The following is a 17,148-nucleotide window of genomic DNA, read 5'->3' as shown; positions in this document are numbered from 1 at the left end:
ATCGGGAGGGCTTTATGAATAAAATAGAAATAGATTATAAGAAAACATTAAAACTTGTCATAATTGCCATTATTGCATATTGGATTTTGAATCATTATCAAATAGTATTATCTTTGTTAAGTAAATTACTATCAGTTTTAATGCCATTTATTATTGGGTGCATGATTGCTTTTGTTTTAAATGTTTTAATGATAAGAATTGAAAAACAATTATCAAAAGTTATTGTAAATCCTAAGCTTAAAATCCTTAAGCGGGTTTTAAGTATTCTTGGTTCAATTGCTCTGGTTGTCGGAGTAGTAGCCATTATCATTATTTTAATTATTCCAGAACTTGTTAGCGCTATTAAAGTGATTGCTCTTTCTTTACCGGAAGTAATTGATAATTTACAAAACTGGACGGATAGTCATAGCATCTATTTACCACAACTAGAAAATCTGATTAATCAAATAGATGTTGAAAGTCTAGGAAATGAGTTATCAAAATTTGCTAAAACAGAATTTAGTGGTGTGCTTGATTCGACCATTGATATATTAGCTGTTATCGTAAATGGGATTGTAAATTTTGTTTTAGGACTAGTTTTTGCAATATATATCTTAATGTCTAAAGAAACATTAAAGGATCAGACTAAAAGATTAATTAATGCTTATCTACCAAGCAAAGTAGCTAATAATATATTTGAAGTAGCACGACTTTCTAGAACTACTTTTTCTAATTTTATTATTGGACAAACAGTAGAAGCTTTTATCTTAGGAGCGCTATGTACAATTGGAATGATTATTTTAGGATTGCCATATGCTCCAATGGTGGGTTCTTTAGTAGGAATTACAGCCTTTATTCCAATTATCGGTGCTTTTATTGGTGGGGCAATTGGAGCATTTATGATCTTTACGGTTGATTATATGCAAGCTTTTATCTTTATTATTTTCCTAGTTGTTTTACAACAATTAGAAGGTGATTTGATTTATCCACGAGTAGTTGGGTCTACAATTGGCTTACCTTCAATTTGGGTTTTATTTGCAGTAACGGTTGGTGGTAGTTTATGGGGGATTACCGGAGTTTTATTAGGAGTACCAATAGTATCTGTAATTTATTCTTTAGTTAAAATACAAGTAAAAAATAGAGAGAAGCGACTGAAAGTTAAGGAGAATGTAGAGGTTATCGAATGATAACCTCATTTTTATTAAGATTCTATTAAAGTATATATTGGGGTGTTCTAAATGATATTTTAATGTGCTATAATCTATTTAGAAAATAATCTAAATAGATTTTTAGATTTGATAATTTGAGGGGGACTTATATGTTAAAAATTGAAAATTTAAGTAAGACTTTTGGTAGTAAAAAAGCAGTTGATAATTTATCACTGCATATAAAAAAGGGGCAAATATATGGTTTCATTGGTCATAATGGGGCTGGGAAAACTACAACATTAAAAGCAATTGCCGGAATACTACAATTTGATCAGGGTGATATTTTTATTGATGGTAAATCAATAAAAAACCAGCCGCTTGAATGTAAAAAAATCATGGCTTATATTCCTGATAATCCTGATTTATATGAGTATTTAACAGGGATTAAGTATTTAAATTTTATTGCGGATGTTTATGGTGTTAGCCAGCAAGATCGTCAAGAAAGAATAAAAAAATATAGTGAGATGTTTGAAATTGCTGATTCATTAAAAGAACCTATTAGTGCTTATTCACATGGGATGAAACAAAAATTAGCAGTTATTTCAGCATTGATTCATGATCCTAAATTGATTATTATGGATGAACCGTTTGTTGGTCTTGATCCTAAAGCTTCTCATTTGTTAAAAGAATTGATGCATGATTTGTGTCAAGCAGGTGGCGCGATCTTTTTTTCAACCCATGTATTGGAAGTTGCTGAAAAACTATGTGATCAAATTGCAATCATAAAAAAGGGAAAATTAATTGTTTCTGGAAATACTCAAGAAGTCATTGGTGATGATTCGTTAGAAGAAGTATTTTTAGAGTTGGAGGATGACCATGCTTAAAACATTAGTGAAAATTCGTTTTCAAGGCTTGTTTTTAAAGTCAATGATGGGAAGTAAAAAGAAAAAAATTAGTATTGGAAAGATGATTTTATTTTCGTTGCTTTTTATCTATTTAGGAATTGTCCTGGTAGCTGTTTTTGGATATTTTTTTGATTTAATAATCGAACCATTTATTGCAAGTGGTTATGAGTGGTTGTATTTTGGATTAATGGCTTTGGTTGTTATTTTGTTTTGTTTTTTGGGGAGTATTTTTTATACTCAACAGGAAATATATGGGGCTAAAGATAATGATTTGTTATTATCGATGCCAATTAAAACAAGAGATATTTTATTAAGTAGAATTTTAGTAGTTTTACTTTTGAATTATGTTTATGAAGCTTTAATTGCTTTACCGGCAATTATTGTTTATTATTTACATCAGCCTTTTAATGGTTTGCAAATGCTTATTTTTATAATTGTTTTTGTAACTTTGCCATTATTTGTTTTAGCATTAAGTTGTGTTTTTGGCTGGTTAATAACAATGATTTTAAAGAAGATACCTAGTAAAACTTTTATTACGATGGTTTTATCATTAGGAGTATTGGTAGCGTATTTTTATTTAGTAAATAAAATGCCTGAATATCTAGCTTCTTTAATAATAAATGGTGAAACGATCGGTGAAATTGTAGAAAGTAAATTATATCCAATTTATCACTTAGCTAAAGCTATTAGTGATATGAATTTATTTAGTCTGATTGTCTATTTATTAACGGCTTTAATACCGTTTGTACTTGTGATTTATTTATTGTCATTAAATTTTATTAAATTAACGACTTCAAAATCAGGAGTAAAAAAAGGAAAATTAAAACAAACAGATATTAAAACTAATGGTTTGAAAAAATCATTATTTATGCGAGAGTTAAGACATTTTACCTCTAATCCAATGGTAATGATGAATTCAGCTATTGGAATTGCTTTTACAATTTTTCTAGCTGGGGCTTTAATTGTAAAAAGCAATGATGTAAAAATTATTGTTCAATCAATATCTCCTTTATTGCAAGGAACATTAAATGAGTGGCTCGTTGCTGGTTTGTGTTTAGTAATTATAGGGGTTAGTTCTTTTAACTATATTAGTGCTAGCTTGATTTCCTTAGAGGGAAATCGATTATGGATCATTAAATCATTACCACTTAAAACTAAAGAAATATTAGATAGTAAATTGTTATTGCATATCGTACTTTGTATACCACCAGCAATTATCTTCTCTTTAGCGGGTATATATGTTTTTTCGCTTGATATTGTTGATGCATTAATAGTGATTTTGGTACCAGTGATCTTTATCATTTTTGAAGCGATTTTTGGTTTATTGATAAATTTATGGAAACCAAAATTTGATTGGGTAAATGAGACAATTGTTGTTAAACAAAGTATGGCTGTAATGATTGCAATGCTTGGAACAATGGCTTTTGTTGTCTTGGTTGCCGGTGGTTATATTCTATTATTTAATGAGTTTATTAGTGCTATTAATTATACGTATTTAATTGCAGTAATTCTAATTGTTTTGGATATCTTTGGCTATTATTTATTGAATACCTGGGGTGCTAAACAATTCGCTAAATTTTAAGCTTGTAAATAAGAAATGTTAAAATTTGTTTGACAAAATCATTTTCCGTATTATAATATTAGTCAAACTCGATGACTAAAAGAGTAGTCTTAATGATGGTTTTAGCGAGCTAGCGTTGGTGGAAGGTTAGTAATCTAGTTAAGATAAAGCGCATTTACGAGAGGAAAGTGGGAAATAATAGTATCACTTTCGGGTTATCGCCCTTATCGATGAAAGTGGTCATAAGGTCAACTTATGATAATTAGAGTGGTAACGCGGTTAATTTCGTCTCTTGGTTCAAGAGACGTTTTTTATTTATATTAAAGAAATGGGGGACTAACAAAATGATTAGAGTAGGTATAGTAGGGGCAACTGGATATGGTGGTTGTGAACTAGTACGATTTTTATTAACACATAAAGACGTTGAGATTAAATGGGTTTCATCAAGGACATACACTGATCAAGAGTATAGTTCTGTTTATTCAAGTTATTTTAAATTATTAGATCAAAAATGTGTTGATGAAAATATTGAAGATTATTTAGATGATGTTGATGTTGTATTTTTTGCAACACCACAAGGGGTATGTGCTAAAACAGTTAATGAAAATGTCTTGAATAAAGTCAAGGTGATTGACTTGAGTGCTGATTATCGTATCAAAGATGTTGCAACATATGAAGCCTGGTATGGAATTAAGCATGCTTCACCACAATTTATTGATGAGGCTGTTTATGGATTATGTGAGATTAATCGTGAAAAAATAAAAGCAGCTCGTTTAATTGCTAATCCAGGATGTTATCCAACTTGTTCAATTTTATCAATATATCCACTTGTAAAAGCAAATTTAATTGAAACAGATACGTTGATAATTGATGCTAAAAGCGGAGTTAGCGGTGCTGGTAGATCTGCTAAAGTTGCTAATTTATATTGTGAAGTTAATGAAAGTATCAAAGCTTATGGGGTAACAACACATCGCCATACACCAGAAATTGAAGAACAGCTAGGCTATGTAGCTAATAAAACTGTTTTATTGAATTTTACACCACATTTAGTACCGATGAATCGTGGCATTTTAGTAACAGCTTATGCTAAATTGAAACCAGGTGTTAGTAAAGAAGATGTTGAAAAAGCTTATCAATGTTATGATGATGAATATTTTGTTAGGGTATTAAAACCAGGAGTTGTTCCTGAAGTAAGAAGTGTTAAGGCAAGCAATTTTGTTGATGTAAATTATCAAATTGACCCACGTACTAATCGCGTTATTATGATGGGCGCTATGGATAATTTAGTTAAAGGCGCTGCTGGGCAGGCTATTCAAAATATGAATATTATGTTTGGTCTTGATGAAAAAGAAGGTTTAATGTTAGCACCAGCAATTTTATAGGGGGAATAGAAATGAAAATAATTGAGACAGGAACTGTTACTTCACCAAAAGGGTTTCTTGGTGTTGGTGAACATGTTGGTATAAAGAAAGAAAAGAAAGATTTAGCTTTAATCTATAGTACTGTAGCTGCTAAAGCTGTGGGGACATTTACTCAAAACGTTGTTAAAGCGGCACCAGTATTATGGGATAAAATGATCGTTGAAAATTATGACCATGCTCGAGTAATTGCAATCAATAGTGGGGTTGCTAATGCTTGTACTGGTCAAGAAGGAATCGAAAATAATGAAGAGTTTGCTAAAATAGTAGCTGATAATTTTTCAATTAATAAAGAAGAAGTATTAATTTGTTCGACAGGAGTAATTGGTAAACAATTACCAATGGAAGTTATTAAAAATGGGGTTGAACAAGTTAAACCGTTATTAAAAGAAGATGGTGGGATGGATGTAGCAACAGCTATTTTAACTACAGATACTAAAGCTAAACATCTTGCTGTGGAAATTGAATTAGGTGGTAAAACAGTAACTATTGGGGCTTGCTGTAAAGGTTCAGGAATGATTCATCCCAATATGGCAACAATGCTTGGTTTTATTACTACTGATTGTAATATCTCTAAAACTTTATTAAATAAGGCTTTAAAAGAAATTATTCCTGATACATTTAATATGATTTCAGTTGATAGAGATACTTCAACTAATGATACGGTATTATTATTAGCTAATGGATTGGCTGATAATCCAGAAATTAATGAAGAAAATACTGATTATCAAGTATTTAAAGAGGCTTTATATTATGTTAATGAATTTTTAGCTAAAGCAATTGCTGGTGATGGAGAAGGGGCTACTAAATTATTAGAAGTACAGGTACATGGTGCTAATAGTATTAATCAGGCTAAAGTGATTGCTAAAAGCGTTTGTACATCACCATTAGTTAAAACAGCAATCTATGGTAATGATGCCAATTGGGGAAGATTGCTATGTGCAATGGGTTATTCTGGGGAACAATTTGACCCATATAATGTTGATTTAAAAATTGCTAGTGAGTTTGGAACATTACAATTAGTAGCTAAGGGGATGGCAACTGATTATAGTGAAGAATTAGCAACAAAAATCTTGTCGAGCAGTGAAGTAAAAGCAATTATTGATATTCATAATGGAAATTATCAAGCGACAGCATGGGGTTGTGATTTAACATATGATTATGTAAAAATCAATGCTGATTATCGCTCATAGTTAATAAGGGGGAAATATATGGTACAAACAAGAACGATTGAACAAAGTAAAGCCCAAGTATTGGTTGATGCTTTAAGTTATATTCAAAAATTTAATGGGAATATTGTTGTTATCAAATATGGTGGCAGTGCCATGACTAATGAAGTAATAAAACATAGTGTTTTAAAAGATATTGCGGTATTAAAATCAGTAGGGATCAAACCGGTTATCGTTCATGGTGGTGGTAATGATATTAATAAATGGTTAACAAAAGTAGGGATTAAAAGTAATTTTAAAAATGGTTTACGGGTTACTGATAAAGAAACTTTAGAAGTTGCTGAAATGGTTTTATCAGGCAAAATTAATAAAGGGTTAGTTCAGCATATGGAACGAATTGGAACACATGCTGTTGGTTTGTCAGGGAAAGATGGTAATTTAATTACAGTAAAAAAAGCATTGCCTAAAGGTGAAGATATAGGTTATGTTGGTGAAATTATTAATGTTGATATTAATTTAATTGAAACATTATTAGAAAAAGATTATACGCCAATAATTTCAACTATAGGTTTAGATAGTAAATATAATGCTTATAATATTAATGCTGATGATGTAGCGACAGCTGTTGCTCGCGGCTTGAAAGCAAGTAAATTAGTATTTTTGACAGATATTGAAGGAGTTTTAAAAGATCCAAATGATCCAAGTACTTTGATATCGGTTATTGATACTAAGTCAGCTAAAGAATTGTTTGAACAAGGGGTAATTACTGGGGGAATGATTCCTAAGTTGAAGAATTGTCTAGATGCTGTTCAAGAAGACGTAAAAAAGGTTCATATTTTAGATGGTCGTCTTGAACATAGTTTATTGATAGAAATTTTTACAACTAATGGTGTTGGAACAGAAATTAAAAAATAACGAAGTGATTTTCATCATTTCGTTATTTTTTTAATGTAACAATATTAATTTGATTAGGACAAAATAAACGATATTCATAACCATTTTCCATTCCTAAACCATTAGAAATAATTAGTTCACTATCATCGATAGTATGTCGACCACTTACATAAGTAGATCCATTTGTTTTAGTAAACAAACCACCAATTATTGGTAATCGAATATAACCGCCCATAGTATGTCCTGATAGCTGTAATGCAATAGCGCTTTTAGCAGTTGTTGTAAAATAATCTGGTTCATGAACGACAGCTAGTTTATAGCTATCTTTGTTGTTATCGTTTAATAGACCGCTAATATCACCATTGCTTTCTAAACCAAATAAGCTAATCGAAGCATTTTTGTAATAGATTGGTCGATATTCATTGTGAAGAACTTCAAAACCACCTTCATTTAATATGGCGGTAACATCAGTAGCAATTGTTAAATCTTTTTCACCTAAAACCGCAAATTTACCGAATTTAGAATTAATGTTTGATAAAGTACTGATTACTTTTTCAGTTTCAAAAGCACTACTTTGGAATAAATCACCACCAAATATCACCATATCAACATTTTGATCATTAAGCGAAGCCACAATTTCTCCTAATCGTTCAATATCACTACTATCTTCAAGATTAATATCACTTATAAAACCAATTTTAAAATTATTAAATTCTTCAGGTAAACTATCATTAGTAATAGTTGATTCTTGAATTTTATAGCCCTCAGGGGCAATAGAATGACTGTAATAATATGTAAATCCAGCCAAGAGAATAATAATTACTAAAATTAATACTTTAATTATTCTAATCTTTTTTTTCATCATACCTTTTTATTCATGATTACTGGAATAATCATTGGATTACGTTTGGTTTTACGATAAAAATAAGAAGATAAAATATCGCGGGTAGTATTTTTAATTTCTCCAAAAGTAGTTTTGCCTTGTAATAATTTTGATAAATTGACTTCAACTAGGTGTTCAGCTTCCCTGATCATTTTAAAACTATCTTTCATATAAACAAAACCACGAGAAATAATAACTGGTCGACTTAATAATTTGCCACTACGAGAATCCATGCTAATCAAGATTGAAACCATACCATCTTCAGATAAAATCTGACGATCTCGTAATACAGCAGTTGATAAACCGCTAATATCATTACCATCAACATAAATATCTTCAACATGAATTCTTGGACCTAAACGTGCTGTTCCATTGTTTAATAATATAGTATCCCCGTTTGATAAAACAAAAGTATTTTCTGGTGGAATACCAACATCTTGTGATAATTCAGCATGAATTTTTAACATTCGATATTCACCATGAACTGGGAAAAAGTATTTTGGTTTTGTAAGTAGCATCATCAATTTCTGTTCTTCTTGTGAAGCATGCCCTGAAGTATGTAAATTATTAAAAGCCGTATTAGTTAAAACTCGAGCACCAGCTCTAAATAGTTTATTAACAACGACATTTACGCTATAGGCATTACCAGGGATCGGATTTGATGAAAATACTACAGTATCACCAGGTTTGATTTTAACAAATTTATGAGTTCCATTGGCAATTCGACTTAAGGCAGCCAAGGCTTCACCTTGGGAACCGGTACATAATATTAAAATTTCATTATCAGGTAATTTTTTAGCTTGATCATTTTTTATGAAAAAACGATCAGGACATTTAATGTATCCCATTGCTCTAGATACTTGAATATTATTTTCCATAGAACGTCCATAAACTAAAATTTTACGATTAAATTTTACAGCTGCTTCAACAATTTGTTGAACTCGATGAACGTTAGAGGCAAAAGTTGCTACAATCAAACGCCCCTCAGTTTTTCTAAATTCTTCTTGAACACTGTTAGCAACTATTTTTTCACTGATCGAAAAAGTTGGTACTTCAGCATTTGTCGAATCACTCATTAATAAGGTTACACCTGTTTCTCCTAAAAATGACATTTTTTGATAATCAGCAGGATCACCTACAGGTGATAAGTCAAATTTAAAATCACCAGTTTCAATAATTCGTCCATTTGGTGTATTAATAATGATTCCTAATGATTCAGGAATTGAGTGATTGGTTTTGAAAAAACCAATATTAAAATAACGTGAATGAATTTGATATTCATCATCAATTTCAATTATCTTAGTTGCATTAGTCAAACGTCGTTCTTCAAGTTTTCTTTTTATCATTGCACTAGCTAAAGGAGTTGCATAGATAAATGGTATTTTTACTATTTGTAGTAAAAAAGGAATACCACCAATATGATCTTCGTGACCATGAGTTATTAATAAACCACGAATTTTCTTTTCATTTCTTTTTAAATAAGTGTAGTCAGGAATAACATAATCGATTCCTGGTAAGCCTTCTTCTGCAAATTTAACCCCAGCATCAACAATAAAAATTTCATTATCATGTTCAAAGCAGTAGGTGTTTTTTCCAATTTCATTTAAGCCACCTAACGCAAATACTTTAGTATCGATGTTATTATTTGTTTTTTGATTATTGTTTTTTTTAGAATAGTTCTTTTTTCTTATCTGTGATTTGCCAGTTTGTTTATTATATGTCTTTGGCCTTTCTTGCATAAATTTCCTCCTTGTTTTATTTTGTCTTCTTTATTAAATAATTATAACATAAAATAAAAGACAAGAAACAAAGTTTCTTGTCTAAATAATCTTTTTACATGCAGCAATTGCTAATGCATGTGGTCCAATGTGACATGAAACACTTAATGATAACGGATCGCAAAAAATTATTGAATCATGATAGAGAGCTTCTAATTCTTGTTTTAATTCTAATCCTTGTTGACGGTCAAAAGTATAAGCTACACATAAATGAACATTTTTACCATGACCTTCAGGATCGATTCGTTCTTCAATGTCTTTTTTAATAGCATCAATCATGATCTTAGTTGCTTTTGACATTGTTCTACTTTTTGAAAAAGTATCTAATTTTTCGCCTTGGATTTGAAGAATTGGTTTGATTTTCATCATCCCACCTAAAATTGCTACAGCAGGTGTAATTCGCCCACCTTTACGAAGATACTCTAATGTATTTACAGTAATATAAATAGAAGCATTAAATTTATTAGCTTCGAGAATTTCTTTAATTTCTTTGGCTGATTTACCATTTTTAGCCATTTCAATAGCATCTAAAACATCCCATTTTTGAGTTACAGATATTCTTTGAGAATCAACTACTTGAACCTTACCGTCATATTCATTAGCTAACATGATTGCTGTTTGACAAGAACCGCTTAAACCACTAGACATTGGAATATGAACAATTTCATCATATTCTTGTAGTACTTCATCCCATAGTTTACTAACATCACCAACTAATGGCTGACTTGTAAATACTTCAGCACCATTCATCAGCTTTTCATAAAATTCATCTTGGGTTAAGTTGATATCTTCATAATATGTTTTGCCATCAATAGTAAAGGGCATTGGTAAAACTTTAATGCCTAATTTTTTACCTTCATCTTGGCTTATTCCAGAATTACTATCGGTAATAATTGCAACTTTACTCATAAAAAGCCTCCTATCTATAAACCATATTTTACTTAAAATCATAAAAAATGCAAACTATTTAATAGATTTATGAAAATTAATAGACATATTATTGAATATGTCTATACTGTTCTATTTCTTGTAATACAGTTGTAACTTTGTTATACTACAATTAGAATCATAAAGAAAGGGGCTTTTTATGCAAATTGATCATAATAGTAATATTCCAATTTATGAACAGCTTTATCATCAATTATTAAAATATATTACAACTGGATTGTTACGCCCTGATGATAAGTTACCTTCTGTAAGAGAACTTTCATCATCATTACATATAAATCCTAATACTGTTGTTAAAGCATATCGTTTATTAGAAGAGCAGGGATTTATCCACTCTTTACCTGGTAAAGGGAGTTTTGTTAGTCGTAAGCAGACATTACAAACAGAGCTTTTTAAAAATCAGATTGATGAACTTATCAAGGAAATCGTCGTAAAAAGCAAATATGTTGATCTTTCTTTTGAACAATTATGTCAGCTTTTAGAGCGAGCATGGGAGGAATAGCAATGTTAGTTGTAAAAGAGTTATCGAAAAAAATTGGTCATAAACAAATTTTAAATAATATTAATTTAAATATACCTAAAGGTTCTATTTATGGCATTATTGGTGAAAATGGTGCTGGTAAGACTACTTTGATTCGTCACTTAGTAGGTGTTTATCAAGGTGATACTGGTTTTGTAGAATTAGATGGGATGCGTGTATATGAAAATCCAGAAGCTAAAGCTAGGATGGTATATATTCCTGATGAGTTTTTTGATGTCTTTGGAAGAAATATTAATGATATAAAAACTTTGTATCAAGGAATTTATCCTAATTTTGATGAAATTCGATATTTAACATTAATGAAGATGTTTAAGTATACAGGACGGGAAAATTTCAGTAAGTTTTCAAAAGGAATGAAAAAGCAAGTAATGTTTATTTTAGCACTATCTATTACTCCTGATTATTTGATTATGGATGAACCATTTGATGGTTTAGATCCTCACATTCGTAAAGTTATTTGGGATATATTGATAAAAGATGTTAGTGAACGTGAGATGACAATTTTTATTTCTTCACATCATTTAGATGAGTTAGATAGTATGTGTGATCATATTGCTTTAATAAGTAAAGGGAAAATAGTTTTTGGAGAATCATTGGAAAAATTAAAAGAAGGGTATCATAAATTACAGGTTGTTTTAGAAAATGGTGATGAAATGTATGCTTTGGAACAAGAATTAAATGTTTTGTCACATCAAATGATGGGAAGAGTTCATACATTGATCATAGTTGGAAATATTGAAAAAATTAATAAGACGGTCGCTAAATATCATCCAATTATTAGTGAAGTTTTACCTTTATCATTAGAAGATATCTTCTTGTATACTTTAGGAGGAAAGTATGATGAACTTAAGGAAGTCATGGGTTAATGTTTCATTATTAAAACTAATCATCAAAAACAATCTTTTCCCAGCTAAAATATCATTAATTATTTTTACCGCTGTTTATTTATTATCGCTGTTAGTGATCAACAGTGATTTTAATGTAATTTGTTTAATAGTTTTTGCTTTTAGTGCTGTAATCTTGACATTCATCTACCCTTGCTATTTACAAAGCTATCTGGTCGATAAAAATAAATCAGCATTGATTGTTTCATTACCATTAGATACTAAAACAGTCTGGCTAACAAATTATTTAGCAGGTTATTTAATAGCTTTAGTTACCTTATTATTAGAAGGAATAATGTTAGTTATAATGATGTTTGTTTTAAAACTTGATTATATTCCTAATAATCTTTATTTACGTTTTTTACTAACGATAATTATTTTATTATTTATTTACTATACCATTACCTTTTTAGTTTGTTGTATGTCTGGAAAAAGATTAGGGCAGGTTGCTTTTAGTATTATGTTTTATTGTATGCCGTTAATTTTAATTGCCGGTTTTACTTATATTAGCCCTAGATTAGTACCGATGACTATCGAAAGTGTTGATTCCTGGTATTATTTTATGATGATACCTTTAGCTGCAGGAATTGGTTTTATTCAAAATGGCAGCCATTACCTTTTAATACATTTTTTAACAGCTGTTTTGTTATTAATACTTAGTTATTATGTTTATAAACATCGTGAAAATGAATATGTTGGTGAACCGCTAGTATTCTTTAAAATTAGTATCTTTTTAAAAATGGGATTGATTATTGTTGGAACGATATTGTTTTTTTGTTTGATTCTAATAGCGACTAAATTTGATCTTAACTATGGAATATCTGGAATATTGATGATGTTTTTAATCTATATGATTATTGGTATTCTAGTATCTTTAATAGTAGAGGTTATTTTTAAAGGAAATCATATTTATCGTAATTTAGCGATCTATATCCCGGTTATTGCAATGGTATTTGGATTAAATTACTTGATTGTTAATGAAAGATATCTTAATTTTTATAAAAATGAAGAAAATCTTTTAGGCAGTATTAATAATATTTATCTTAGCGATTATAATTACTCATTGGAATTAGATACTGAAATGGTTAGAGACGTTCAAGATTATTTAAGTAAACATCGTAATAAGGTATATGTTGATGAGTATTTTGAAAAACAAAAAGAACGAATGTATTTGCATATTTATAATGATAATGTAAGTTATGATCTATTTGCTGATAGTGATTTAATCGTTGATTTTTTTGAAAATGAAGGAAACAAGTATTTTGATGAGCTTTTTGAATATGATGATCTTGTGGATGAAAAATATGTATCAACGTATATAAATTTTGATGAATATCATGGGATAAATTTTTATTTTAATCAAGATGATATCAATAAATTAATGGCTTCTATCAATAATCAAAAAATTGTACCAAAAGATTTAATAGAAAAAGACTTTATTGAATTTTATGGTAGTCATGATAAGTGGATTATTCCATTAGATGATCAGCTTTTTGATATTATTAAGGATGAGGCATTTTTAAAACGTAGTATTTTTGTCGGTGAAGCTAATACATATTTATACGATTTGACATCAGAAATTGCTAGTACTAGTTATGCTCCACAGTTCCAAGCAGTTTTAGAAAATGTTGTTGGTGAAAAAATCAGTTTATATTATTTAAATACAGAAACTGAATATGATTTTGGTTTAGAGGAATTTTCTGATACTCAGGTAATTTATAGTAGTTTATACAACGTTGTTACTCGAAGTGATGAAGAACACTCTATAGTTGTAAAATATACAGCAGAAAAAAATGGAGATACCTTTGCCGTAACTTCAATCGAGGCAGGTGAATTGGATGAATAACTTATATAAAAATGATTTGAAGCAATTAAAAAATGTCTTTATTATTTATAGTGGTTTTATTTTACTCGATTTGGTTTTATACTATACTTCTTATCAAGACGATTTTCCAGTTACGATGTTAAAAGCAATAGTATTTATTGCTTCAATCATAGTTCCAGCTTTTAATTTACGTTATTTATTTGATTCAGGAAATTATTCACAGTATTTATCATTACCAATTACTAAAAAACAATCATTTATAATCAAATATCTTAGTGGATTAACCGTTCTTTTATTGCCACTTGTATTTTATAGTCTAATTGCTCTTATATTTGATTTACATAATTTTGGTAATGTTTTGATTATTTTACTTATGATTATTGGGATATATTATTCACTTGGTAATTTAACAGCTTATTTAACCACTTCAATAATCATGAATATTTGTCTCCAGGTCATTGTTTTTGTAGCACCAATTATAATCTTTATTTGTATCTTTGCGGTTTATCAAACATTTATCAGGGGCATTATTATTACAGCGTTACCAGATACGGTCTTGGATTTGTTGATTCCTATTTATTCATTGATGAAAGCTGGCATTGAAAGTGTGGCTATAAATGAAATATTGATCTGTATTTTCTATAGTCTTGCTTTTACTATTTGTGGTTTTCTTGCTTGTTTAAAAAGAAATTCGTTAACTAATTATCATGGTTTTACTAATAATGTAATTGCTCAAATTATTAAAATGGTAATAATTGTTGTTATTTCCTGGATGTTCACGGGATTAACAGATGTTTCCTCTATGTCGATAAGTGTGTTATTTGCAATTAGTATAATTGCTACTTTCATGACTGTCTTTTTAATACAATATATTTATACAAAGAAAATAAAATATAAAGCAAATATATTACAGGCTAGTATTATTTCTATTATAACTTTGGGATTATTTCTTGGGGGTAAAAGTTTTATTGAAGATTATATTCCAGGTAATATTGAATCGGTTACGATCAATCATGATATACAGTTTGCTTTAAGTAAGAATCTTTTAAATAAAAATGCTTATTTAAAAGATAAAAATATGATTGATACTGTCGTTGAAATTCATCAGGAAATTTTAGATACCAAATGCAGTTATGGTGATTATGAGATTGGAATTGTTTATCAGTTAAAAAATGGAAGACAAATAGTGCGTAATTATTGGCTTAATTATAATGATTACCAAGCAATCGTTGAAAAGTTTAATCAGGAAATAATTCGTGTCTGGTATTATGATTATTATCAATTAGTAGATATGCTTGATGTTATTTATCAAATTGATTTTGCTGATGAATCTGAAAATATTGATGAACAAATTATTAATAGTGAAGATATTGAGTTATTCAAAAATATTTTAATTCAACAGCTACAGGCTTTTGAAAATGACCATAGTTTATTAAATGAAGTAGAAAAGAGTAGTCCTAGTAGTATATATTTTGGATATGATCCTGAAGATAAGGCAATTGACTTGATTTCATACAGTTATAACGATCCATTAGATCGAACAATTCAGGAATATAATAAAATTAAAGCAAATTAGTTGTAATTATTTTATAAATAGGGATAATGTAAGTGAGGTGATAATAAATGAAAATATTAGAAAGTAATGAATTTGATAATGCAATTGCTAGTGGAGTTGTTCTAGTTGATTTTTATGCTGACTGGTGTGGACCATGTAAAATGTTAGCCCCTGTAATTGAAGGGTTAGCCGATAAAATGACAAATGTTTCTTTTTATAAGCTAAATGTTGATAATTCTAGTGATATTGCTAGAAGATATGGGGTGCAAGCTATTCCTAACTTAATTATTTTTAAAGATGGAAAAGCTGTTGATCAAATTACAGGTTTTGTTCCTGAAGGTGAAATTGTTAATCATCTAGAAAAAGTTTTATAATTTGAAAAATTTAAATATTTCAAGTAGATAAGGGGACATTACATGATGTTCCTTTTCTATTTTTTATAAAAAAGAAAAAGCATGTATACAGTTAATATTGTGCAATCGTAGTTTGTTTTAAAATATTAATTTTTTGAGTAAATATATTCTTTTTAATTATGACTAATTATTAAACAATAAGAAAAACGTCAATTATTATGTTATAATTTAATCGAGGTGAATGTCATGGCTGGAAAAACACTTAGATTAACAAAACGGGGCTTTTTTGCAATTGTAATAGCTGTTTTGGTTGTAGCTTTATTATTACTTGTTATTTTTAATCAAGATAGCAGTGAGAATACTATAAAAAAAGAAGAAACGAATGCTGAAATTAGTAATGTTGTAGCTGAAAATCAGGTTTTAAAAGTTGAACTGTTAGAACTGGTAAATGAAAGAAATTACCTAGAGAGTTATCAGGAAGTAATTATGAGAATTGAAAAGGGTGAAAAAGTTCTTGGTTATAAAATAGCAAGAAATCAAAGTTTCAATAAAGTAATGCAGTTATTGCCACCTGGTGAAGATGCTCCTTTACTTAATCATAGTAGTCAAAAGCCTAGTCATGAAGCATATATTTTAGTTTTAACAGGTGATATAGTTGAATATCAAAATCAAGATGGTAAAAAAACATATCAGATTGTAAATGGCCAATTGAGTTATTATCAACAATCTCTATTACTAGAAAGTGAATATAATAGTGTATATATTGCTTCTATTGACGGTAAAAAAGAAAAGATGGTAAATTTAGATGACTATCAAAAAGCTTTAGTTTCAACAGAAAGTTATATGATAATGTTACAGTGGTAAAAAAAGATTCGAATTATTCGAATCTTTTTTAAATAATATTATTTGCCATTTAAACCATCGACAAAAGTTAAATCGATGCCAAACATAATACCAGTATTTGGATTATTAATACCACCTAAAGTTTCATCGATAACTTTACGGGCTTTTTCGACATCTTTTTTATCTAAAATGAAAAAAAGAGTTTTGCTGCTTTCACGAGGATCTTCTAAAAAGATCCGTAAAGATTCAATAATAAAGCTATCATTACTTTTTAATGTGTTTAACATCCCTTTACTATCAATAATTGTTCCCCCGCTAATACCATTATCTTGTAGTGCGCATAGTAAGTCATCAAGCTTTTCGACTTTATGAAGAACTAAAAAAAGTGCTTGCAAACAGATCCCCTCCTTTTTAAATATTATAAACTAATTTCTTGTTCTTTGCATTAACAAATATTTAGTTTA

The 17,148-nt window shown here is 29.2% G+C and carries 16 protein-coding genes and 1 other annotated feature; of the genes, 12 read left to right on the top strand and 4 right to left on the bottom strand.

The window, feature by feature from the left end:
- The first annotated feature begins 14 nt into the window (after window positions 1-14).
- The 6 genes from ABGT36_RS10600 (at window position 15) to argB (ending at window position 7,095) form a co-directional block, all read left to right on the top strand.
- Complete coding sequence (locus tag ABGT36_RS10600; RefSeq protein ID WP_346677891.1) at window positions 15-1,166, top strand: AI-2E family transporter; 1,152 nt, start codon at window positions 15-17, stop codon at window positions 1,164-1,166.
- A 131-nt stretch (window positions 1,167-1,297) separates the two neighbouring features.
- The gene (locus ABGT36_RS10595; protein WP_087301274.1) at window positions 1,298-2,011 is read left to right on the top strand and encodes an ABC transporter ATP-binding protein; all 714 of its coding nucleotides are present in this window, start codon (window positions 1,298-1,300) and stop codon (window positions 2,009-2,011) included.
- Entirely contained in the window at window positions 2,004-3,614 is a 1,611-nt protein-coding gene (locus ABGT36_RS10590; protein ID WP_346677889.1) for a hypothetical protein, read from the top strand. The genes ABGT36_RS10595 and ABGT36_RS10590 overlap by 8 nt, the downstream gene beginning before the upstream one ends.
- A 62-nt stretch (window positions 3,615-3,676) precedes the next feature.
- Window positions 3,677-3,889, top strand: a binding site (T-box leader).
- A gap of 48 nt (window positions 3,890-3,937) precedes the next feature.
- Window positions 3,938-4,975: an N-acetyl-gamma-glutamyl-phosphate reductase gene (gene argC / locus ABGT36_RS10585; RefSeq protein ID WP_087301271.1), complete on the top strand. Its 1,038-nt coding sequence runs from the start codon at window positions 3,938-3,940 to the stop codon at window positions 4,973-4,975.
- Window positions 4,976-4,986: 11 nt separating this feature from the next.
- Entirely contained in the window at window positions 4,987-6,204 is a 1,218-nt protein-coding gene (gene argJ / locus ABGT36_RS10580) for a bifunctional glutamate N-acetyltransferase/amino-acid acetyltransferase ArgJ (protein WP_346677887.1), read from the top strand.
- A gap of 18 nt (window positions 6,205-6,222) precedes the next feature.
- The gene (gene argB / locus ABGT36_RS10575; RefSeq protein WP_087301267.1) at window positions 6,223-7,095 is read left to right on the top strand and encodes an acetylglutamate kinase; all 873 of its coding nucleotides are present in this window, start codon (window positions 6,223-6,225) and stop codon (window positions 7,093-7,095) included.
- A gap of 22 nt (window positions 7,096-7,117) precedes the next feature.
- On the opposite strand, the gene ABGT36_RS10570 is transcribed toward argB, so the two are convergent.
- The 3 genes from ABGT36_RS10570 to ABGT36_RS10560 all read right to left on the bottom strand — a co-directional run bounded on the left by ABGT36_RS10570 (window position 7,118) and on the right by ABGT36_RS10560 (window position 10,644).
- Window positions 7,118-7,936, bottom strand: a complete 819-nt coding sequence (locus ABGT36_RS10570) for a metallophosphoesterase (RefSeq protein ID WP_300079847.1) — start codon at window positions 7,934-7,936, stop codon at window positions 7,118-7,120.
- Window positions 7,936-9,696 (bottom strand): ribonuclease J1, encoded by a 1,761-nt coding sequence (locus ABGT36_RS10565; RefSeq protein WP_087301263.1) that lies wholly within the window; start codon window positions 9,694-9,696, stop codon window positions 7,936-7,938. The genes ABGT36_RS10570 and ABGT36_RS10565 overlap by 1 nt, the downstream gene beginning before the upstream one ends.
- A gap of 81 nt (window positions 9,697-9,777) precedes the next feature.
- Window positions 9,778-10,644, bottom strand: a complete 867-nt coding sequence (locus tag ABGT36_RS10560) for a DegV family protein (RefSeq protein ID WP_087370704.1) — start codon at window positions 10,642-10,644, stop codon at window positions 9,778-9,780.
- Between the two features lie 178 nt (window positions 10,645-10,822).
- Here ABGT36_RS10560 and ABGT36_RS10555 point away from each other — a divergent pair, with 178 nt between their 5' ends.
- The 6 genes from ABGT36_RS10555 to ABGT36_RS10530 all read left to right on the top strand — a co-directional run bounded on the left by ABGT36_RS10555 (window position 10,823) and on the right by ABGT36_RS10530 (window position 16,705).
- Window positions 10,823-11,185, top strand: a complete 363-nt coding sequence (locus tag ABGT36_RS10555) for a GntR family transcriptional regulator (RefSeq protein WP_087301259.1) — start codon at window positions 10,823-10,825, stop codon at window positions 11,183-11,185.
- 2 nt (window positions 11,186-11,187) lie between these two features.
- The gene (locus ABGT36_RS10550; RefSeq protein ID WP_087301257.1) at window positions 11,188-12,090 is read left to right on the top strand and encodes an ABC transporter ATP-binding protein; all 903 of its coding nucleotides are present in this window, start codon (window positions 11,188-11,190) and stop codon (window positions 12,088-12,090) included.
- Complete coding sequence (locus ABGT36_RS10545; RefSeq protein ID WP_346677883.1) at window positions 12,062-13,954, top strand: ABC transporter permease; 1,893 nt, start codon at window positions 12,062-12,064, stop codon at window positions 13,952-13,954. Before ABGT36_RS10550 ends, ABGT36_RS10545 begins: the two co-directional genes overlap by 29 nt.
- On the top strand, window positions 13,947-15,509 hold the full coding sequence (locus ABGT36_RS10540) for a hypothetical protein (protein ID WP_346677882.1): 1,563 nt from the start codon (window positions 13,947-13,949) through the stop codon (window positions 15,507-15,509). The genes ABGT36_RS10545 and ABGT36_RS10540 overlap by 8 nt, the downstream gene beginning before the upstream one ends.
- 47 nt (window positions 15,510-15,556) lie before the next feature.
- Entirely contained in the window at window positions 15,557-15,862 is a 306-nt protein-coding gene (gene trxA, locus ABGT36_RS10535) for a thioredoxin (RefSeq protein WP_087301911.1), read from the top strand.
- A gap of 225 nt (window positions 15,863-16,087) precedes the next feature.
- Window positions 16,088-16,705 carry a hypothetical protein gene (locus ABGT36_RS10530; protein WP_346677880.1) on the top strand — a complete coding sequence of 206 codons (618 nt, stop codon included), beginning with the start codon at window positions 16,088-16,090 and terminating at the stop codon, window positions 16,703-16,705.
- 38 nt (window positions 16,706-16,743) lie between these two features.
- Here the strand turns inward: ABGT36_RS10530 and ABGT36_RS10525 are convergent, their stop codons facing one another.
- Window positions 16,744-17,079, bottom strand: coding sequence for a hypothetical protein (locus ABGT36_RS10525; protein WP_087301907.1), 336 nt, complete (start codon window positions 17,077-17,079; stop codon window positions 16,744-16,746).
- Between the last annotated feature and the right edge of the window lie 69 nt (window positions 17,080-17,148).

This window comes from Erysipelatoclostridium sp. An173 (genome assembly GCF_963931465.1).
GTDB classification, from domain to species: domain Bacteria; phylum Bacillota_I; class Bacilli_A; order Erysipelotrichales; family Coprobacillaceae; genus Thomasclavelia; species Thomasclavelia merdavium.
Note: the sequence above shows the minus strand (reverse complement) of the source record. Positions and strands in the feature narration are given on the sequence as shown.